Origin of the sequence: Fibrobacter sp. UWB10, assembly GCF_900182935.1 — a bacterium.
GTDB classification, from domain to species: Bacteria; Fibrobacterota; Fibrobacteria; order Fibrobacterales; family Fibrobacteraceae; genus Fibrobacter; species Fibrobacter succinogenes_O.
This window is the reverse complement of record NZ_FXUE01000002.1, coordinates 648,397-668,589: the sequence shown is the minus strand read 5'-3', so window position 1 is coordinate 668,589 and position 20,193 is coordinate 648,397. Positions and strand designations below refer to the sequence as shown.

16 protein-coding genes are annotated in these 20,193 nt (G+C 50.3%); 3 read left to right on the top strand and 13 right to left on the bottom strand.

What is annotated here, in order from left to right; all coding sequences use genetic code 11:
* Positions 1–15: 15 nt before the first annotated feature.
* Positions 16–717 carry a CvpA family protein gene (locus tag QOL41_RS07355; RefSeq protein ID WP_283429236.1) on the top strand — a complete coding sequence of 234 codons (702 nt, stop codon included), beginning with the start codon at positions 16–18 and terminating at the stop codon, positions 715–717.
* A gap of 9 nt (positions 718–726) precedes the next feature.
* Here the strand turns inward: QOL41_RS07355 and QOL41_RS07350 are convergent, their stop codons facing one another.
* The 11 genes from QOL41_RS07350 to QOL41_RS07300 form a co-directional block, all read right to left on the bottom strand.
* The gene (locus QOL41_RS07350; RefSeq protein ID WP_283429235.1) at positions 727–1,986 is read right to left on the bottom strand and encodes an amidohydrolase; all 1,260 of its coding nucleotides are present in this window, start codon (positions 1,984–1,986) and stop codon (positions 727–729) included.
* A 79-nt stretch (positions 1,987–2,065) separates the two neighbouring features.
* Entirely contained in the window at positions 2,066–3,355 is a 1,290-nt protein-coding gene (gene hisD, locus QOL41_RS07345) for a histidinol dehydrogenase (protein ID WP_283429234.1), read from the bottom strand.
* A gap of 3 nt (positions 3,356–3,358) precedes the next feature.
* The gene (gene cimA, locus QOL41_RS07340) at positions 3,359–5,062 is read right to left on the bottom strand and encodes a citramalate synthase (RefSeq protein ID WP_283429233.1); all 1,704 of its coding nucleotides are present in this window, start codon (positions 5,060–5,062) and stop codon (positions 3,359–3,361) included.
* Positions 5,063–5,071: 9 nt separating this feature from the next.
* A complete protein-coding gene (locus QOL41_RS07335) occupies positions 5,072–7,234 on the bottom strand; it encodes a polysaccharide biosynthesis tyrosine autokinase (RefSeq protein WP_283429232.1) in 2,163 nt (720 codons plus the stop codon).
* A gap of 393 nt (positions 7,235–7,627) precedes the next feature.
* Positions 7,628–8,272 (bottom strand): adenylate kinase family protein, encoded by a 645-nt coding sequence (locus tag QOL41_RS07330; protein WP_283429231.1) that lies wholly within the window; start codon positions 8,270–8,272, stop codon positions 7,628–7,630.
* 125 nt (positions 8,273–8,397) lie between these two features.
* On the bottom strand, positions 8,398–10,938 hold the full coding sequence (locus tag QOL41_RS07325) for an ATP-dependent Clp protease ATP-binding subunit (RefSeq protein WP_173652632.1): 2,541 nt from the start codon (positions 10,936–10,938) through the stop codon (positions 8,398–8,400).
* A 14-nt stretch (positions 10,939–10,952) separates the two neighbouring features.
* The gene (locus QOL41_RS07320) at positions 10,953–11,624 is read right to left on the bottom strand and encodes an ABC transporter ATP-binding protein (RefSeq protein WP_283429230.1); all 672 of its coding nucleotides are present in this window, start codon (positions 11,622–11,624) and stop codon (positions 10,953–10,955) included.
* A complete protein-coding gene (locus tag QOL41_RS07315) occupies positions 11,617–12,864 on the bottom strand; it encodes an FtsX-like permease family protein (protein WP_283429229.1) in 1,248 nt (415 codons plus the stop codon). Before QOL41_RS07315 ends, QOL41_RS07320 begins: the two co-directional genes overlap by 8 nt.
* A 6-nt stretch (positions 12,865–12,870) precedes the next feature.
* Positions 12,871–14,376 (bottom strand): lysine--tRNA ligase, encoded by a 1,506-nt coding sequence (gene lysS / locus QOL41_RS07310; RefSeq protein WP_283429228.1) that lies wholly within the window; start codon positions 14,374–14,376, stop codon positions 12,871–12,873.
* Between the two features lie 56 nt (positions 14,377–14,432).
* On the bottom strand, positions 14,433–15,230 hold the full coding sequence (locus tag QOL41_RS07305) for a hypothetical protein (RefSeq protein ID WP_283429227.1): 798 nt from the start codon (positions 15,228–15,230) through the stop codon (positions 14,433–14,435).
* Between the two features lie 2 nt (positions 15,231–15,232).
* A complete protein-coding gene (locus QOL41_RS07300) occupies positions 15,233–16,009 on the bottom strand; it encodes a YkgJ family cysteine cluster protein (protein WP_283429226.1) in 777 nt (258 codons plus the stop codon).
* A 151-nt stretch (positions 16,010–16,160) separates the two neighbouring features.
* Here QOL41_RS07300 and QOL41_RS07295 point away from each other — a divergent pair, with 151 nt between their 5' ends.
* Entirely contained in the window at positions 16,161–17,558 is a 1,398-nt protein-coding gene (locus QOL41_RS07295) for a hypothetical protein (protein ID WP_283429225.1), read from the top strand.
* Between the two features lie 3 nt (positions 17,559–17,561).
* Complete coding sequence (locus QOL41_RS07290; RefSeq protein WP_283429224.1) at positions 17,562–18,812, top strand: hypothetical protein; 1,251 nt, start codon at positions 17,562–17,564, stop codon at positions 18,810–18,812.
* An 83-nt stretch (positions 18,813–18,895) separates the two neighbouring features.
* Here QOL41_RS07290 and QOL41_RS07285 read toward each other — a convergent pair whose 3' ends face one another.
* Both QOL41_RS07285 and QOL41_RS07280 read right to left on the bottom strand, forming a co-directional pair.
* Positions 18,896–19,552, bottom strand: a complete 657-nt coding sequence (locus QOL41_RS07285) for a hypothetical protein (RefSeq protein WP_173652625.1) — start codon at positions 19,550–19,552, stop codon at positions 18,896–18,898.
* A complete protein-coding gene (locus QOL41_RS07280; protein WP_173652624.1) occupies positions 19,553–20,191 on the bottom strand; it encodes an OmpA/MotB family protein in 639 nt (212 codons plus the stop codon). It lies immediately after the preceding gene.
* Positions 20,192–20,193 lie beyond the last annotated feature (2 nt).

The following is a 20,193-nucleotide window of genomic DNA, read 5'->3' as shown; positions in this document are numbered from 1 at the left end:
TAGAAATAGAATCTCATGAACGCAATAGACATCGTCTGCCTCGTCATCATCCTTTTTCTAATGTTGCTCGGTTTATGGCACGGTTTTTTCCGCGGAATTTTCCGACTGATTGCCTGGGCAAGTGGTATTATTGGAGCCTATTTCGCATGCGACCTGCTTTCTGATTTCATTTCAAGCACATTGCAGTCTAGCGCCTTTTCGACCAAACTCGTTTGCATGTGCATCGGATTTTTAGTACCCTTCTTGCTGTTCCGATTTATCGGGCACTTTCTCCAGCACCTGACCGAAGCAACAACCGTCGGAAAAGTGGACCGAATCCTTGGTGGAATTTTTGGAGTCGTCAAGGCTCTGCTCATTTGCTTTGTACTGCTCACAATTTTGCACTTGTTCCCCTTCGGCGGAATCATTCCCGAAGTCCGCGACACCTCTTTTGCTTACGACTCCTACAAATGTACGCTTGAAATGATGGGCTATTCTTCGCAACCGGTGAACCTGCTTGAGGTTGCCGAACAAAAAGCAAGCGAAATCACCAAGTCCATTACAGACAAGGCTGCTGAAAAGGCGTCCGAGGCCGCCAAGGAAGCGGCAGACAAGGCTACAGAAGCGGTCAAGGAATCCGCAAAGGACGCCGCTGACAAAGCAACCGAAGTTGCCAAAGAATCAGTCAAAAACGCTGTCGATTCTCTGAAAAATACAGCGAAGCAAGTCGCGAAATAGCGATTTTAATTAGCGGACATACTTAGTTGCGTATTTACGCGCTTCTTTAATGATATCTTCTTCGCCATCGACGTGATGATTGCGCATCACAAATTTACCATTACAGATAACCGAATGAATGGCGCTAGAATCCGCAGCGTACACCCAATTGCTTACCAGGTTATAGTTCGGAACCAAGCGTTCATTCTTTAAATCGAGCAGCAAGGCGTCTGCCAAGAAGTCGTCGGCAATCAGACCCGCAGGAATTCCATAGGCAAGCGCCGTATTCCAAGTCGCCATTTCAAGCGCCTCTATCGCCGGCAAAGATTCGGCCTTGCCGGTCTTCGGTTCCACCTTTGCAAGGAGAGAAATCATCTTCATTTCTTCGTGCATGTCGAGGTTATTGTTAGACGAAGCGCCGTCAGTACCAAGGCCTACAAGCACGCCGCTATCGAGTAGCGCATTCACCTTCGGAATGCCGCTACCGAGTTTCAAGTTCGAACACGGATTCAGAATCGCAGCCGATTCCGATTCAGCCATCAATGACATTTCATATTCATTCAAGTGAACGCAGTGTGCTCCCACAAAATTTCCACCCAAGATTCCCCACTTGTCGAGGAGTTCTACGGGAGAGCAACCATACTGTTTTTTGCAGTCCTTGACTTCCTTGAGTGTTTCAGACAAATGAGTATGCAAGATATAGTTTTCTTCGCGGGCCACCTTAGCGCAGCGCTTGAAAATCTTTTCGCCAACAGTATAAATGGAATGCGGCATCACGGCTAGCTTCACGCGGTCCGATTCAAAACGGTGATCCTGCAAAAACTTGAAATTTTCTTCAATATGTTCGGGCGTATCCAGATTTTCAGCAATCGTCACACCAATGGTCGCACGGATTCCCATTTCCTTCACCACCTTCATGGTGACTTCGCGACGCCAGTACATATCCGAGAAAAAGACCGTCCCGGACTTAATCATTTCAAGCACGGCAAGACGCGATCCGATTTCGATATCCTTAGCAGTGAGCTTAGCCTCGAACGGCCAAATGTATTCCTGCAGCCACTTCTGAAGCGGCATATCGTCGGCATAGCCTCGCAGCAAAGTCATTGCAGCATGCGTGTGTCCGTTGTAAAAAGGCGGGATAATGGCCAAGCCATCGCATTTAACGATTTCGGCATTTGCATAATCACTCTTGGAAAGTTTACGACCGACCTTGGCAAACTTTTTGCCAGAAATCAAAATATCTTGTTTTTTTCCTTGGAACAATACAGATTGAAGAATCGTTTTAGCCATAAATTATCTCACCATTTTTCTATAAAAGTAGAAAAGGCTCCTCGAACGAGGAGCCTTTCTTCAAAAATTTTATTGAATATTAGAGGCGCTTCAGCACAGCTGCAGCGTGATGGATAAAGCCTTCTTCGGTAGCGACGGCAGCAATTGCCTTCGCATTCTTCTTGATGGCCTTTTCGCTGTAGCGGATGATGCTCATGCGCTTCAAGAAGTCGTACACGCCGAGCGGGCTGAAGAAGCGGCCCGTTCCGTTGGTAGGCAGCACGTGGTTCGGGCCGGCAAAGTAGTCACCCACCGGTTCGCTGGACCACGGACCGATAAACACGGCGCCAGCATTTTCAATCTGAGCAGCCATGGATTCAGCTTCAGCAGTCATCACTTCCAAGTGTTCTGGAGCAATACGGTTGGCGATTTCCACGCCGTCGAACCAGTCCTTCACCACCAAGATGCGGCCAAAGTTGCCGAGCACCTTTTCGAGAAGTTCACGCTTCGGAGAATTTTCGACCTGCACATCGACGCAGGCAGAAATCATCTGGGCGGTTTCCATGTTGTCGGTAATGCAGATAGCAGCTTCAAAGCCGGAACCGTGTTCAGCCTGGCTCAAAAGGTCAGCAGCGACAAAGTCCGGATCGCAAGTGTTGTCAGCCATTACGAGCACTTCGGAGGGGCCTGCGACCATGTCAATATCGACAACGCCAAAGACTTCTTTCTTGGCGATGGCAGCAAACACGTTACCCGGGCCCACAATCTTGTCGACGCGTTCCACAACAGTCTTGCCCTTGGCATCCTTAGCGCCATAAGCGAGCAAGCCGATAGCCTGAGCGCCACCAATGTGGTAGACTTCATCAATACCGAGTTCTTGCAGCACAAAGGCCACAGCGCGGTTGATTTCGCCCTTAATCGGGGTCACCACCACGATGTCTTGCACGCCAGCTACGAGAGCCGGAACCGCATTCATAATCACGGTACTCGGATAAATGCCTGCACCACCCGGCACATAAAGGCCCACGCGCTTCATCGGACGAATGCGCTGGCCGAGCACCACGCCGTCGGCACCTTCCATCAGCCAAGATTCTTCCATCTGGTTCTTGTGGAAGTCACGAACGTTCTTGATGGCCTGCTTCAGGGCCTTTTGGAGTTCCTTGGGGCACTTGGCAGCAGACTTTGCAATGGCGGAAGCCGGCACGCGAATGTTCTTGCCCTTGAGGCCGTCGAACTTCTGGGCGTATTCAGTAGCCTTCGCAATGCCACCCTTCTTGATGTCGGCAAGAATGCTCAACACCTTGTCGTGAATTTCCCTAGACGGAGCGACTTCGCGCCCGCAAATGCGTTCAATTTCAGCAGATTTCGGAGTAACTTTTACAATTTGCATGACTTACTTTTTCCTTGAAACACCCGCGAGATTACGAACCTTGCGAGCAGTCAATTTTTTCGCTTTCTCAGGCGCAGCCTCTTCTTTTGCCTTGACCGGTTCAACAGGCTTCACGTCCAAATGCTTGTATGCGCTTTCGATGACTTTATCGTCCACCAGAATCTTATAGGTCAAGCCATCAACAAAAGCCATCCAAGAAGCTTCGATGATGTTGCTCGAAACGCCCACCACATTCCAGTAGCCCTTTTCATCGCCGAAGGTTGTCCACACGCGAACCGTCGCATCAGAGGCAACCTTGGAACCGAGCACGCGCACCTTATAGTCGTCGAGCTTGACCTTCGCCATGTTCGGGAAGAACGGGAGCAAAGCCTTGCGGAGGGCGGCATCCAAAGCGTTCACCGGGCCATCGCCTTCGCTCACCTGATGGCTAATCTTGTCGCCAATCTGGAGCTTAACTGTGGCCTGCGAAACAGAAACACCCTGCGGGGTCTTGTCTTCAATAACGCGGTAGTTCAACACCTTGAACGGTTCCTTGACCATGCCCAAGTGGCGGTACACAAGCATCTTGAAGCTTGCTTCGGCGCTGTCGAAATGCCATCCGGCATTTTCGCGTTCCTTGATCAAAGAAAGCAGACTTGCCACCACCGGATCCTTCTTGTCGATGCCCGGCTTAATAGCCTTGAGCTTTTCGACAACGAGAGAGCCTCCGGCCTGGTCGCTGGTCACAAACACGCGGTCGTTACCCACAGCATGCGGGTCAATGTGTTCAAAGCTGCGAGACACCTTCATGACGCCATCGATATGAGCGCCACCCTTATGGGCAAAGGCAGCATCGCCTACATACGGGGCGTGAGCATCACTCGGAAGGTTCACAATCTGGTCCACATTGCTGCTCAACTGGCGGAGGCGAGCAATCTTCTTGGCAGCAAAGAACTTGGCACCCATTTTGAAATGGAGGTCGGCAGCGATGGTCGTGAGGTTTGCGTTACCACAACGTTCACCGTAACCGTTCACCACGCCCTGCACCATGGTCGCACCGCTCTTCACAGCGTAAATGCTGTTGCACACGCCAAGGCCGGCATCGTTATGCACATGAATTCCAATCGGCGTAGAAACGTGTTTCTTCACGTCCTTCACAATCTCTTCGAGTTCCCACGGCATGGTACCGCCATTGGTATCGCAAAGCACGATAAAGTCGGCATGGCCCAGTTCTGCAGCTCTCAGAGTTTCCAGAGCATACTGCGGGTTCGCCTTGTAGCCGTCAAAGAAATGTTCGGCATCGTAAATCACCTCTTCGGAATGTTCCTTGAGGTATGCCACAGAAGACTCGATCATGTCGAGGTTTTCTTCGAGCGTCGTGCGAATCACGTCGGTCACATGCAGGTCCCAGCTCTTACCGAAAATAGTCTTCACCGGAGCGCCAGACTTTACAAGAGCCTGCAACAGCGGGTCCTTTTCAGGCAACACCTTGGGGCGACGAGTAGAACCAAAGGCAGCAATCTTCGCATGCTTCAGCTTGACTTCCTTAATCTTCTGGAAGAATTCTTCGTCGGTGGGGTTGCTGGGATTCGGCCAGCCGCCTTCGATGTAGTCAAAGCCGAAATGGTCCAGAATGCGCGCAATCTGCAGCTTGTCTGCAAGAGAAAGGCTGATTTTACGGTCCTGGTTACCGTCGCGGAGAGTCGTGTCGTAGAGAAAAACTTTCATGAGTTGTAATTACTTTTTCTTTTTGTCTTTACCGTAATAGCTGTACTTACCGTAACCATAGCTGCCATAGCCATATCCATGGCCGTCAGATTCGCAATGGTTCATCACGAACGCGCGGGCCTTGCCTTCGCAGCAACGATCCAGCTTCATCATGGATTCCTTAATCTGGTCCATGGAATGCTTGCCGTAATGGAGCACGAACAAGGCGAAGTCCACAATCGGGTAAATGAGTTCGGAATCGGTTACGAGTTCCAGAGGAGGCGTGTCCACGATAACAATATCAAACTTGGACTTGGCTTCTTCCAAAAGGTTCTTGAAGGTTTCGCCGCGCAAGAGTTCGCTAGGAGAAACGTCGGTCTTACCGGCACCAAGCACATACAGGTTCTTGGTAATGGAATCGGCCACAGCGTTATCCAGAGAGCACTTGCCTTCGAGCACATCGCCCAGGCCCTGCTTGCGGTGGCTGTACACCACGCCGCGACGCATGTCAGCATCGATGAGCAAAGTCTTCTTGCCAGAGCCAGCAAAAAGGGCAGAAACATTCTTAGAAACAAAGGACTTGCCCACGCCCGGAATCATACCCGTCACCATCATGACGCGCAAATCGGTCGTTGCAAATTCAATAGCCGTATAAAGAGAACGGAGCGCTTCGCTTGATGGAGAATCGGGATCATCTTCCACCAAAGGCTTGGTATTCTTACCCTTATTGCGCTTCAAGAGAATTGCATTTTCAGCCTTCGGAATCTTGGCGTAAACGCTAATACCCGTTTCACGTTCAATTTCAAGAGAGCTGCGCACACCGCGCTTGGTCATCTGCAACAAGTAAATCAGCAAGGCACCCAAAAGGAATGCGCCGCCAACACAACCGGCAAAGATAAGCTTCTTGTTCGGCTTAGAAGGCGCACGTTCAATCTGAGCATAGTCCACAATACGCACGTTACCGACTTCACCGGCACGCACCACGCGGAGCTGCTGGATGTTGTTAAGCATTGCCGTGTACTGAGCATTGTTCACAGCCACTTCTTCCTGCAAGCTCATCACGTCTTGCTGAGTACGAGGCATATTTTCAGCAGACTTTTTGAGCCTCGAAAGTTCCGAACGCAAACGGCTCTGCTGTTGCACAATCGTCTGGACAGCAGGGTGTTCTTCTTTGAACAAACGGGTCGCTTCTTGACGCTGCTGATCCAATTCCAGAATCTGTTTTTCAAGTTGAGCCACTTTTTCCAAGTGCGACCTAGTTTCACCCGTCATGTCCACAGAACCGATTTTCAGACGATAGTCAGCCAGTTTCTTTTCAGAACTGTCCAACTTGGCCTTAACACCAGGCAACTGCGATTCAAGGAATTCCAAAGTCTTTTCAGCTTCGGCACTGCGCATTTCCACATTCTGGCGCAGGTAGATATTTGCGATGGTGTTCAAGACAGATGCAGCCTTGTCAGCATAGCGATCCGTATAGGACACACCAATGATACCCGTCTGCTTACCCTTTTCGGCCACATCAAGTTTCTTGACCAAGCCTCGGACTGCATCTAGCGGTTCGGACTGCGCAATTACGAACTGCTGACCCGGTCTTGCGAGCAAGTGCTTCACGTGGATTCTAAGCGTATCGCCACCATAAGGGGCCGACAGCGACTCACCCACCTTACCCTGCAAAAGCTTTACACCTTCAGGCGTATACACGGCAAATTCATCTTCACCGACAACTTCTGCAGTCCACTTTTCAATGCGGGCAATTTCAGGAATGTAAAGGTCTTCAAGATCCATGCGACCTTCCGTATGGAGCAAGCGATCGATTGCACCCTTCGGGAAGGCATTAAAGCACAGGCGTTCTTGTTCAACAACATAAGTCAGAACCATGCGGCTCTTCAAAAGTTCAATTTCAGCTTCGGCCGGAGATGCCACATCCAAAAGGGCACCCATTTCACCCATGGCCTTACCAGCCTTATTTCCCTTCACATCAATCTGCAAAAGAGCATCGCTCGTATATTGCGGGCGCATCCAGTTCGAAGCCAAGAAACCAAGCGCACAGCCAGCAACGATACAACAAGCTAAAAAGAATTTATGCTTCAACAGCAAACTAAGAACTTCGAGGATATCGATTTCGTCATCGTCCTTATTGTTCTTAGCTGAGGAAGAATTTCCCACTGAATTATACTGATTGTTTGGTTCCATTTTCATCCTTTCTAGATTTTATGCTCCAAAAATAGAAAAAACAAAAAGACCGCGGATTTATCCACGGTCTCTTTAAGCTTTATGATGCAAGCCTTGGAGCACTTGTTCCGTGAGCAACAAACGCCTCGTATTAACGAGGCGTGGTTGCGAGAGCAAAGGCCCGTCGACTATTACTTCTTAGCCTTCTTTGCAGCAGGCTTTTTGGCCTTTGCGGTCTTCCGTGAGCAAAAAAGCGACCGGTATTAACCGGTCGCGATTGCGAGAGCAAAGGCCCGTCGACTATTACTTCTTAGCCTTCTTTGCAGCAGGCTTTTTGGCCTTTGCGGTCTTCCGTGAGCAAAAAGCGACCGGTATTAACCGGTCGCGATTGCGAGAGCAAAGGCCCGTCGACTATTACTTCTTAGCCTTCTTTGCTGCCGGCTTTTTGGCCTTTGCGGTCTTATTAGAAGCCTTGCAGAACTTCACGTAGGCAGCGAGAGTGTCGCAGAACACTTCGTCCGGAGTGTTATCGCCATTGATGCGGCTGATGATGGACTTGCTGTACTTGCCGAGAACCTTGGCGGTAGATTCCTTGTAAACCTTGAGACGGTTCTTGATCACGGCTTCGTCGGCGTCGTCCTTGCGGCCTTCGATTTTCGCGCGGTTGAGGAGACGGGCTACGATGGTCTTTTCGTCCTTGATGTCGAGCACGAAGATGTGCTTCACGTCGACCACGGATTCGATGAGCTTGACCTGAGCAACCGTGCGAGGAATACCGTCGAGGAGGAGGGTATCCTTATCCGGGTTCACCTTGTTCGTATTGATGAGGCCTTCGATGAAACGGCCGAAAATTTCGACAGTGGCTTCGTCCGGAACCAAGAGGCCCTTGCTGGAATAAGAAGCGAGGAGCTTGCCAGATTCGCTGGAAGGAGCAATGCCACGGAAGATGTCACCCGTGGAAATGTGCTTGAGGGACGTAGTAGCAGCGAGCTTTGCGCCAACGGTACCCTTGCCGGAACCCGGTGCGCCAAAGATAAGAACTGCAGGAATTTTAGCCATTGTATAACCTCTTGGGTTTGATTGTTGAATTTTTTCGCGGGTAAATATAAAAAATGTGGGATGTGTAGTGTGGAATGTGAAATTAAATTCATTACACATTACACACAACACTCTTCACATTATCACTAGCTTGGTAACGCCTCGGATGTGAACTTGAGCTTGTTGTTTTCGACATCAATCGAAATTGTCGTGAAGTCCTTGTAGATTCCAAGCAACAGGCCTTCGGCAATTTCGTCTTCGACCAGGTTCTGAATGGAGCGGCGAATCGGGCGCGCGCCGAGTGCAGAATCGTAGTTGTGCGAAACGATGAATTCCTTGGCGGCTTCGGAAACTTCCAGAAGGATTCCGCGTTCAGACAAGTTCTTCTGCAAGAAGGTCAGCTGAATGTCTACGACAGAAGAGAGATCCTTCTTGGTCAGCGGACGGAACACAATCTGCTCGTCCACACGGTTCAAGAATTCCGGAGAGAACACTCGCTTGACTTCTTCGCGGATAGCCGTTTCCATACGTTCGTAGTCGTCGGTCTCGCCCATCTTGGTGAATCCCATGCCGCTGCTGTGGCGCACTTCGCGAGCGCCTGCGTTACTCGTCATGATGATTATCGTATTCTTGAAGTTGATTTTGCGGCCGTAGCTATCCGTAAGGATACCGTCGTCCAAAATCTGCAAGAGCAAGTTGTAAATGTCCGGATGAGCCTTCTCGATTTCGTCGAGAAGCACCACGCAGTAGGGGCGCTTACGCACCTTTTCGCTGAGCTGGCCACCGTTATCTTCGAAGCCTACGTATCCCGGAGGCGCACCGATCAAGCGGCTCACGCTGTGCTTTTCCATGTATTCGCTCATGTCGATACGGATCATGGAATCTTCGCTGCCGAACAGGCTCTGACTGAGAACCTTCGCCAGTTCCGTCTTACCGACACCTGTGGGACCGAGGAACAAGAAGCTACCCATGGGGCGCTTAGTATCGCGAATGCCTGCGCGAGTACGGCGAATGGCTTTCACCACGGCGTCTACAGCCTGGTCCTGGCCAATCACGCGTTCCTTGATTTCGTCGCCGAGCTTCAGGAGCTTCTGCGTTTCTTCACCAGCGAGGCGACTGACGGGGATACCCGTCATCTTGCTGATGCAATCGCGAATTTCGTTTTCATCAACAATCGGGAAATCCGCAGAGTCTTCTTTATTCAAGGCTTCGCGGCGTTCAGCGATGCGGTTCGTCAAATCTTCAATCTTGTCGCGGAGAGTGGCTGCCGTTTCATACTGCTGATCGGCAATGGCCTCTTCCTTCTTTTGCATGGTCGCGGCAAGTTCGTCTTCCATTTCCTTAAGGTCTTGCGGCGTACGAATCGAATTCAAACGCACGCGGGCACCGGCTTCGTCAAGCACGTCGATAGCTTTGTCCGGCAGGAATCGGTCGGTAATGTAGCGTTCGGCAAGCGTCACCGCAGCTCGAATGGCTTCGGGCGTGTAATGCACCTTATGGTGTTGCTCGTACTTCGGGCGCAGCCCTTCCAAAATCTGGATAGAATCTTCGGAATTAGGCGGATTCACGACAATCGTCTGGAAACGGCGTTCAAGTGCGGCATCTTTTTCGATGTACTTGCGGTATTCATCGATCGTCGTGGCTCCAATGCACTGGAGTTCGCCTCGGGCGAGCGCCGGCTTAAAGATATTGCTGGCATCAAGGCTACCCTCGGAACCGCCCGCGCCCACAATCGTATGCAATTCATCGATAAAGAGAATCACCGAATTGTCCACGCGCTGGAGTTCCATAATCAGGCCCTTCACGCGTTCTTCGAACTGGCCACGGTACTTAGTGCCTGCCACCATAGCAGCCACATCAAGCGTGACTACGCGCTTGTTCATCAAGAGTTCCGGAATCTTCTTCTGGACAATCTTCTGAGCAAGGCCTTCAATAATCGCCGTCTTGCCCACGCCCGGTTCACCAATGAGGGCGGGGTTATTCTTTTTGCGGCGGCAAAGAATCTGAATCAAACGTTCAATTTCGCGACCGCGACCGATAATCGGATCAAGCTTACCCTGCTTGGCAAGCGCCGTCAAGTCGCGACCAAAGTGATCGAGAATCGGCGTCTTGGAACGACTCTGGCTACGCACCTGCTGGCGGGTATCGCCACCGCGGCCCTGTCCCATAAAGCGGTCATCGCCGTCCATGCCATCGCCTTCTTCGCCAGAGGGCTGACCATTCATGGCCTCGCGCTTGATCTGCTGCAAGGTGTTTTCAAAATTTTCGTAGGTTACGCCAAAGGTCGAAAGAGTGCCTGCAGCCGGAGATTCAGCCTGCTGCAAAATGGCAAGCATCAAGTGTTCGGGGCCAATATACTGGTCCCCTTCTTCTTTAGCAATCTTTGCCGCATTAAAAAGAGCAGCCTTACAACGAGTCGTAAAAGAGAGCAACGCACCATGGGCATCGCCCACGGTCATAATGCCACCATTTGTGGTCAGCGAGCGCTGCACATTTTCGCCAAGTTCATTCAAATTGATCTTAAGCGCACGCAAGGTTTCGGCGGCAAAGCCGGAATCTTCGCGTACCAGGCCGAGCAGCAAATGTTCGGTCGTAACACTATCGCTACCTAAATTACGGGCAGCAATGCGTGCCGCCTGTAAAACAGCCTTCGCTTTCTTCGAAAAAATACCGTTGATATCAGACATATTTTCTCCTTAAGCTACTGAATGACGCCGCCATGCATTACAACACGGCGTTTTGCAAAACTAGCCAATTTTTCGTCGTGCGTCACAATCAAGAAAGCCTGATTAAACTTTTCGTTAAGTTCGCCAATCAATTCGTTCAGCATCGCGGAATTTGCTTCATCCAAGTTACCGCTCGGTTCGTCAGCCAGCACCAAGTCCGGATGGTTCATGAGCGCACGGGCAATAGCCACACGCTGGCGTTCACCACCGGAAAGTTCACGCGGCAAGTGCTTGAGGCGGTCCTTGAGTCCCACCGTTTCCAAAAGCATTGCAGCGCGTTCACGGCATTCCTTTTCAGACGTTCCAAGAATGCGGCCCGGCACGCACACGTTTTCAATCGCGGTAAATTCGCTCAACAGGTGATGGAACTGGAACACAAACCCCACCTGTACACGATGGTAGCGGTCGCGTTCAGAATCGTTAAACTTGGAAAGCGCCTTGCCCTTAAAAAGGATTTCGCCAGAAGTCGGTGTATCAAGCATTCCCACCAAATTCAAGAAGGTCGACTTACCCGAACCCGAAGAACCCGTAAGGGCCACAAGTTCGCCTTCTTCCATCGAGAAGTTCACGCCCTTGAGGATTTCAAGCTTTTCGCCCGTTTCAGAGAATTCTCGACGGAGGTCAACTGTTTCAAGCAAACTACTCATGTCTAATTGCCCCCACCGGATCCAAGCGGCTAGCCTTCCAGGCAGGCAGCAAAGTGGCCGCCACGCAAAGCGCAATGCCAATTACAAAAATCAAAATCACGTCAAGAATGTGCACCGAAATCGGGAAGTACGGAATCACGTAAACATCACCCGGGAGCTTGATAAAGTGGTAGGCCTCTTGCAGCTTGCAAAGCACCAAGCCAATGGTGCCACCAACAATCGTGCCGCCCACGCCAATAAAGCTACCCATAAGCATAAAGACACGCATCACGCTGCCTTTGCTCAAGCCCATGCTGCGGAGGATTCCGATTTCCTTGGTCTTGTCGATAACGACCATGATCAAGCTACTGATGATATTGAATGCAGCCACCAAAATGATGAGGCAAATCACCGCAGCAACAATGAACTTTTCGTAGTTCATCCACTTGAGGAGCGTAATGTTTTTCGTCTTCCAGTCCATGGCATAATACGGATAACCGAGCCAAGTGGCAAGGCTATCCACCGCCTCGCCCGCAAGCCAATGGTTATTCAAGCGGAACTGGATACCGGTTACGACATCTTCAAGGCCAAGCAACTTCTGGAGTTCCGGAATGCCCACGTAAGCAAGGTTACCGTCGTATTCGTAGGTACCCGTTTCGAAGATGCCGCTCACCACGCACATCATCATTTTCGGGCCACCACTTGTGACCATGGCGTCGGGGCTTTGGAATGTCTGCAACACAAGCTTGTCGCCGACCACCACACGAAGCCTATTGGCAAGGCCCGAACCCAAAATGATTCCGGGGCGGAGCGTTCCGCTCAAGTCTTCCAGGCTGTCCACCGAGTAGTTTCCAAACTTGATGTACTTGTGAATGTCGGTAACGCCCTTCGCCGTTTCGGTTTCGATACCGTAGATTACGATACCGTCGTTTACCTTCTTGGAACTCACGCCCACCTTGTAAATGATAAACGGAGACGAGGCGACCACGCGGGAATCGCGGCTGCGCACTTCTTTAATGAGGCTATCATACGGCGCAATGAATTCGCCATTGTACGCCATCACTTCGAAGTGAGCATCTTTGCCGATCATTTGAGCGGTGACTTCTTCTTCGAAACCATTTACTGCGGCAAGGGCCACCACCAGCGCAAACACGCCAATGGAGACTCCCAGCATACTAAAGATACCGATAAGCGAAACAAAGAGACTCTTACGTTGAGCCCCTAAGTAACGCCAGGCGATGAGCCACTCAAGTTTATTCATCGATAATTAGGTCTCCGGCTTCATGAGCGGGAAGAGTTGCACGTCGCGGATGGTCTGCTGGTTGGTGAGGAGCATGACCATGCGGTCGATGCCAAAGCCCACGCCACCGGTAGGCGGCAAGCCAGATTCAATGGCGTGCATGAAGTTTTCGTCCATCGGGTGAGTTTCACCTTCGCCACCACGGCCGCGGCGCACCTGGTCTTCCAGGAGCTCACGCTGACGGATGGGGTCATTAAGTTCGGTATAGGCGTTACCCAGTTCCCATCCGTTAGCGTACGGCTCGAACTGTTCGATAAGGCCTTCGATGGTGCGATGCTTCTTGCAGAGCGGCGTACTTTCGGTCGGCATGTCCTTGATGAAGGTCGGCTGGATGAGCTTGTCTTCCACGGTGAGCTCGAACAGTTCGAGGATACCGCGGCCGCGGCTGAATTCGCCGTCCAAGTGTCCGCCGAGTTCTTCCATCTTGGCCTTGATTTCATCGTCGCTCATTTCGTTGACCTTGAGGCCGCCAAACTTTTCAATGGCTTCGATCATGCTGTAGCGCGGCCACGGGGCCTTGAAGTCGATTTCCTTGCCCTGGTATTCAATCTTGGTGGTGCCGTTAGCGGCAATGCAGGCGCGTTCGTAGATGTTTTCGAAGTGCACCATCATGTCGTTGTAGTCGGCGTAAGCTTCGTAGAATTCGAGGCCGGTGAATTCTGGGCTGTGGGTGCGATCCATACCTTCGTTACGGAAGTTCTTGGAGAATTCGAACACCTTTTCCATGCCGCCCACGATGCAGCGCTTCAGGTAAAGTTCCGGAGCCACGCGCAGGTAAAGCGTCATGTCGCAAGCGTTGTGGTGCGTGGTAAACGGACGGGCGTTTGCACCGCCGTAAATCGGCTGGAGCGTCGGGGTTTCGACTTCGATGAAGCCCTTTTCGATCAGGTATTCACGGATAGCCTGCATAATCTTGGAACGCTTGATGAAGACTTCCTTCACATCGTCGTTCAAAGCCATATCGATATAGCGCTGGCGGTAACGGGTATCCACGTCGGCAAATTCGTTGAACACGACCTTGTTGCCATTTTCGTCGACCTTTTCCTTGGCGACCGGAAGCGGACGCACGGCCTTCGAAAGCATGGTCACCTTCTTCACGTGCACGGAGTATTCACCCGTTTGGGTTTCGAACATGGAACCGTTCACGCCGATAAAGTCACCGAGGTCGGTCATCTTGACGATTTCGTAGTTCTCCTCGCCCACTTCGTCACGGGCGACCACCACCTGCAAGCGACCGTAACGGTCCTTGAGGTGCATAAAGCACATTTTGCCCTTGCGGTTAAAGCGAACCACGCGGCCAGCGAAAGCGATTTCTTCGCCAGAAGCCATCAGGGCTTCCTTATTTTCTTTCAAAACCTTGGAATCATGCGTGCGGTTGAACTTGTGCGGATAAGCTTCCACACCCATTTCCTTGAACTTGTCGAGCTTAGCGAGGCGCGCTTGCACCTGGTCGTTCATATCTTGCATTGCCATAGTATTTATCCTGTGATTAAATCACGTTTAAAATTTACGGCAGAAAGATAGAAATTTTAGAGTTCGCCATGGCGGCGCATCTTGCGGATATTCTGCGGAAGCACGTGATTGTGCCAGTGAATCCATTCGTCGTAATAGATGTACTGGCGTTCGCGGCGTCTAAAGTTACGGCCATGCACAATGCGGCGGCCATTCTTGACTTCAACCGGAATGGCAATGTGCAGGCATTCATGGTACACGACACCGGCCACGGCATATTCCGGGCAATTCGCGGCATCGTAACCCTTGCTGATGCTGATCAAATGAAATTCTTCGCCGGTCACAGGGTCCTGACGCACTGAATGGAAACTGAGTCCGCCAACGCGGTTACTCCAAGTGATACGGCAAGTTAATTTATCTTCAAAATAAGTGCTGTTGATTGCGGCAAGCACATCGTTCAAATTGTGGTACTTGCCTTGCGGCTTAATCGGCGGGAGCCTACCCTTAGTCGACAAAGATTCATCGCCACGATCTGCCAGAATCTGCTCCACCAGCGTCCAAAAGCGGCTAACCAAATCCTTGATAATGGCCTTGTTCTTTGCCGTTTTGCGTTTTATGGCGTGTTCCGCCCATTCGGCGGCAAGCTCACGCGCAGGCGCAAATTCTGGCTCCTTCATGTAGGCCGGTAAAATCACCTCGGGGTGGCCAAACAGCACTCCCCCCTTGCAACGGATACTCTTCTTTAATTGCGAATTGTACTTGAAATGCACCAACCCATTCTGCGAAACCGAAGCCGGAACTTTCGGCTTTGCCGGTTCCTTGGGCGCATCGGTATTGTTCCCGAACAGGTCGAGTTGCATTCCAAACAGATTCATTTCTAATTTCCGCCAATCAAGCCTTCAAAGCGGTTTACGGCCAAAAGTCCGCCAAAGTAACTTTCGGGCAAATCCAATAGGGCATAATGCTCCGAAATTCCGTAAACGGCATCTTCGATGCTATCGGGCAAGTACACAATATAGCTATCGTTCTCGGGAGTCTGTAAATGCTCCGGCGTACAAAACTTCGGATCTGTTTCGCTAAAATACATGCGGCAAGAAACCGGGCGCAGCGGGTAGACCGTGCAATCGCCCTTCTTATCCGAAAACGGGCACGGATTCCAGGCGCTAAAATAGTCGTGCAGGGCTTTGTCTTCGGCGTAGTCGTCCAAATCCATCTGGTCAGGGACTGCTCCCTCGGCACGCCTCGTCTCAAAAAACTTGCTAAACAGCGACGACCTTACCTGGCACGCTTCCATAATATCGAGCAAGTCATTCCGCCCCCGGAGGTCACAATACAAAGTCACAAGTTCAAAGGGTTCCACCGACATCGGGTAATGGTGGCAGCAATTACCACAAGCGGGCCTGCACTGGATAGGTCGCGGCTGTTGCGGCAAAACCGCCTCTAAATACTCCGAAAAAAGCCGGTGGTATTCCCGCGTAAACTCCTTAATTTTAGGAAGTTCTTCGAGTAAATTATCAGGACCGATTGCCGATTCTCGACCAAGCGACATTGCAATCGCATCTAAACGGTCCCTTTCCGCCCTCAACAGGGTCGCAAGGCGCATTTCTGCTACACGAAACGCCTTTGTCGGAAAATACTCTCGATATGATTCCATACCCCAAAGATAGATATTTTAGGTTTCTAAGAAAAAGTACCTGAAAAAAGCGACAATAATCACTTAATTTTTCAAAATTCCGGCAAAAAACAGATTGATACATACTTTTCGTAAGAATAATGTTATCTTTTACGCAAATGGGGAACGTGTCATGAAACGCATACTTCAATCCAAAATTTTATGGGCAACGGCATTATTGCTTTCTTTAGGCATAGCCGGATGTAACATCTTTAACCCAACCGAAAGCATCAACATCAAGGACGATGACGCCGAAGCCCTCACCTACGAAGGCTACAAGAGAATCCGAGACAACGAATACTCTGAAGCGGAGTACTATTTCAACAAAGCTATTGCCGCCGACTCGAACCATTCGAAAGCATGGTTCGGCCTGATGAAGTCCACACTGAACCGCAAACTGAATGGCGATTCCACAAACATTTTTTCGCTCCTTTCTTACATAAACGCGAGCCGAGACAGCAAAGTTCCCTTTACCGGAATGTCTGACAATGTCGCAAACAAGCTTCAAGAAGCAATTGACACCGTAAACGCCATTGCAGATATTTTTATTAGTCGCGATAAAGAAGGCAAAACCGACAGCGTCGTGACCTACAAGACGATTTCTGAAGGTTACATGATTCTCCAGATGATGAAAACCATGTTGATTCTGCGCAAAACAACAGCAAGCATGCAAGGTTGCTCATTGACAAAGGGCAAAGACAATTCTTGCGACATGGGTACCGTCTTGAATAATCTCAAAAACGATCCGACCGAAACTGTCGAAGCGTTCCACGCCGTCTTTACTACCTGCGAAGACAACCCCGAAAGCATGTCCAAGATGTTTGACAGCTACCTGCAAGGTTTCGGCGATCTAAAAGAAGAATCTCAAAAGAATGCCGTGAGCAGCATGTGTGGCGCTTTGGCCAAGGAAGCCGAACACGCCAAGGAAACCGAAGATCAACAGACAAAGACATTGAACATTATCATTGGACAGTTCGGCTACAGCGATATTCTCGATGACGACGGCGATGGCTGCGTTGACGAAGAAATCTACGACGGCGAAGACAACGACGGCGACGGAGAAATTGACGAAGATATCAGCGACAAGACAAACGAAATCGAATACGACAATGACCTTATCCTGAAAAATATTACTAAAGGCAATACCGATATTAAGGATCTCCGCGTTGTCAAATCAATTGGACCGAACGAAAAGTACAAGAAGGTCGACATCGACATGAACGGAATAACCGTTGCAAACGACCCATCCAATGATCAAAAAGAATTGAGTCGCGAATGGGCATTTATTTACCCTGAATACAAGAACCGTAAAGCCACAAGCGACCACCGCCTTGTATTCGCATTCGAACTTGTATTCAACCCGCAGAACCTGCCTCCCGAAGAATACGCGGCATACAAAAAGGCCGTTGCCAAGGATACAGACATCAACAATATCCAATACAACCTGACCTTCAGAAAGCAATTCATTGGCGGATGTTGGGTAAACTATAACGAAGAACGCTTTATGCAATGGTTTGAGGGGAGGAACTAAGCAATGAAAAAAATTCTCATATTTTTGATTTGCGTTTTAGCAGTTGCCTCTTTTGCAGCCAAAGCTCCGACACACCGCTCGATTCGTGCCGAAGCCATGGGTAACGCCCATGTTGCCTTGGTCGACGACAAAGAAGCCATCTACTTTAACTACGCCGGTTTGAGCCAGATTAACCGTTTGGGCAACTATGAACTGCGCCCCGAGCAGGGCTACTATCCCCGCAACTTCATTGGCGATATGCGCTTGAACTTAGGCGGTGCGGGTCCGTTCGAAACCTATTTCTCGACCTACAATGTTGCCAAAGACCTGCAAAAAATGTACAAGGGCGCAACCAAAGAGGCAGAACAGGCAGGACTGAGTTCTTCAAACGTCCTTCTGGATTCGCTGTCAAAGCACCCTGAAATGATTCACAAAATCAACAACTACGACCACAAATACCTAACCATGAAAATCAAGATGGATGCTGAAATGGCATTCCATGGTTTCGGTGGAGCAATTTGGGTAGATGGAAACGTAGCTCCTTACATGGATGCAGGCCTAATCCTCCCCTTCCTCGTCGTAGATACTTTCTATGTCGATGGCGTTGCACAGATGGGTTTTTCGTACGGATTCACCAACAATTTCTCTGCAGGTATCGGCATCAAATTCGCCAAGCGTCAAAAGGTCGAAATGATTACCGTCGACGTATTAAACTATGACGCTTTGCAAGACACCCTTGAAGACCGTTACCACGATGCAACCGACAACATTTTCGATTTCGAATCTGTTTCTGCAGGCTTGGACTTCGGTATTCTCTACCAGCTCACACGCGAATTCAGGGTCGGTATGTCTCTGCGCGATGTTTACTTTAAAGATCTTGCCGGCGACAAGATTACGCCGAACTTCACAGCCGGTTTCAACTATAGCCCCCGATTCTTTAACAAGAATACCGGTTATGCAAGAAAGTTCAATATTGCATTCGACTATGCCGATGCCTTCAATAGCGAAAGAAACTATAAGGTGTTTTCACACTTGAACATGGGTTTCGAAATTGAACAAAACTTGCTCGCATGGCCCGGCTACAACAATGAAATCCGTATTCTCGCATTGCGTCTTTCGGGCGGTTTCAAAGGCGGCTACCCCTCTGCCGGTTTCGCCATCGAAGCGCTGCGCTTCATTACGGTTGAATTCGCCACCTGGGCCGAAGAACTCGGCTACTACACCGGCCAAGACGAAGAACGTATTTACATGGGCCAGTTGAGTATCGGCTTCTAAATTGCCCGATAATAAAATTTAAAAGAACTCCTTCGGGAGTTCTTTTTTTAGATCCTTCGACAAGCTCAGGATGACACTACGTGTCACTTTTTGTCTTGAGGAACGAGGCGTTCTACCACGCGAAACAAGTCATTATAGATTTCAAGGAAGTCTTCAATCCAAATCGGGTCACGCTCGCCCACCACATGGAATGTTTCTTCGAGCGTATGCAAAGCATTATAGGGGCCCACCAGGCTCCCAGCCGGCACCGAAGCCGTTCCACGATAAAGGTCTGTTGCCACCAAGCGTGCACGCAAGCTACGCCTTAAGCGAGCAATAAGCGCCGTTCTAAGCGACAAGAGTTCCTCGTGAGCCTGCAACAGTTGGCCCTCGCGAATCCAACCTTCCACAAGCGTCAAGCGACGTACAATCGATTCACGTTCCGTGCCCGGGACAAGCTGGCGTTTTTCCAAAAGTGTCTGTTTCAACTTCGCAGACATCGCCATAAGCATGTCCGCATTCCAGAAGACCATCGGATTATCCGCAAATCGTTCCGAAGAATCGACACGCGGAGTATGCGTCTTGATCCAGCGTTCCAATTTATCGGCCACCATGCCCGCTTCCGGGAGCCTGTCGACAGCCAAGTATTCTCCAGCACGGTTCAGCAGGTTTTCGGCATAGACCATACGCCAATGAGGCAGCTTTCCGCTCTTGCGGATAGCATCAATCCCTGTACGTAATGTTTCTAAGCGTTCCTGCATTTAGTTTTCTTTACCCGTTTTCTGAAGCGGCGTTACACCGATTTCCACGCGACGATTCAAACGGCGATGTTCTTCGCTGTCGTTAGGATACTTGGGCATATGTTCGCCAAAGCCTGCGGCAAAAAGTCTATCAGGCGGAAACCCTTGCGCAATCAAAGTCTTGACCACGTTCACCGCGCGTTCGGTAGAAAGATTCCAGTTGGTGTAAGTCTTGGACTTCACCGGAGTATCATCGGTAAATCCGCTCACCATAATCACGTCGGTAGAATCAAGAGCTTCCAAAAGGCCCTTGCTAATACCACGAATCACGCCTTCGCCTTCTTTGGTAAGGTCGGCACCGTTAATCGGGAAAAGGAAACTGGCCTGAATCTGAATTTTACCGTCTTCGAGAGCGATAAGGCCCGCTTCAATAGAAGTCTGCAAGCTCTTGGACAAAAGCGCGTTGCGTTCGGCCGCAATTTTACGCATCTGTTCCTGACAGCTGAGCACTTCTTCTTCAGTACGGGTAAGGTCTTCGGCCTTCTGTTCCTTAAGGGTAGCCATCGCCACAAACGCAAGGATGAACAACGAAACCAGGGCAACACCCAAGTCCGTGTACGCCATCCAAGGATTGCTGTTTTCGTCTTTCTTAAAGCGCATGC

Excerpts from the sequence above, each read along its gene's own strand:
- QOL41_RS07355 (WP_283429236.1), top strand. The coding sequence starts at position 16 with ATGAACGCAATAGACATCGTCTGCCTCGTCATCATCCTTTTTCTAATG.
- QOL41_RS07350 (WP_283429235.1), bottom strand. The coding sequence starts at position 1,986 with ATGGCTAAAACGATTCTTCAATCTGTATTGTTCCAAGGAAAAAAACAA.
- hisD (WP_283429234.1), bottom strand. The coding sequence starts at position 3,355 with ATGCAAATTGTAAAAGTTACTCCGAAATCTGCTGAAATTGAACGCATT.
- cimA (WP_283429233.1), bottom strand. The coding sequence starts at position 5,062 with ATGAAAGTTTTTCTCTACGACACGACTCTCCGCGACGGTAACCAGGAC.
- QOL41_RS07335 (WP_283429232.1), bottom strand. The coding sequence starts at position 7,234 with ATGGAACCAAACAATCAGTATAATTCAGTGGGAAATTCTTCCTCAGCT.
- QOL41_RS07330 (WP_283429231.1), bottom strand. The coding sequence starts at position 8,272 with ATGGCTAAAATTCCTGCAGTTCTTATCTTTGGCGCACCGGGTTCCGGC.
- QOL41_RS07325 (WP_173652632.1), bottom strand. The coding sequence starts at position 10,938 with ATGTCTGATATCAACGGTATTTTTTCGAAGAAAGCGAAGGCTGTTTTA.
- QOL41_RS07320 (WP_283429230.1), bottom strand. The coding sequence starts at position 11,624 with ATGAGTAGTTTGCTTGAAACAGTTGACCTCCGTCGAGAATTCTCTGAA.
- QOL41_RS07315 (WP_283429229.1), bottom strand. The coding sequence starts at position 12,864 with ATGAATAAACTTGAGTGGCTCATCGCCTGGCGTTACTTAGGGGCTCAA.
- lysS (WP_283429228.1), bottom strand. The coding sequence starts at position 14,376 with ATGGCAATGCAAGATATGAACGACCAGGTGCAAGCGCGCCTCGCTAAG.
- QOL41_RS07305 (WP_283429227.1), bottom strand. The coding sequence starts at position 15,230 with ATGAATCTGTTTGGAATGCAACTCGACCTGTTCGGGAACAATACCGAT.
- QOL41_RS07300 (WP_283429226.1), bottom strand. The coding sequence starts at position 16,009 with ATGGAATCATATCGAGAGTATTTTCCGACAAAGGCGTTTCGTGTAGCA.
- QOL41_RS07295 (WP_283429225.1), top strand. The coding sequence starts at position 16,161 with ATGAAACGCATACTTCAATCCAAAATTTTATGGGCAACGGCATTATTG.
- QOL41_RS07290 (WP_283429224.1), top strand. The coding sequence starts at position 17,562 with ATGAAAAAAATTCTCATATTTTTGATTTGCGTTTTAGCAGTTGCCTCT.
- QOL41_RS07285 (WP_173652625.1), bottom strand. The coding sequence starts at position 19,552 with ATGCAGGAACGCTTAGAAACATTACGTACAGGGATTGATGCTATCCGC.
- QOL41_RS07280 (WP_173652624.1), bottom strand. The coding sequence starts at position 20,191 with ATGCGCTTTAAGAAAGACGAAAACAGCAATCCTTGGATGGCGTACACG.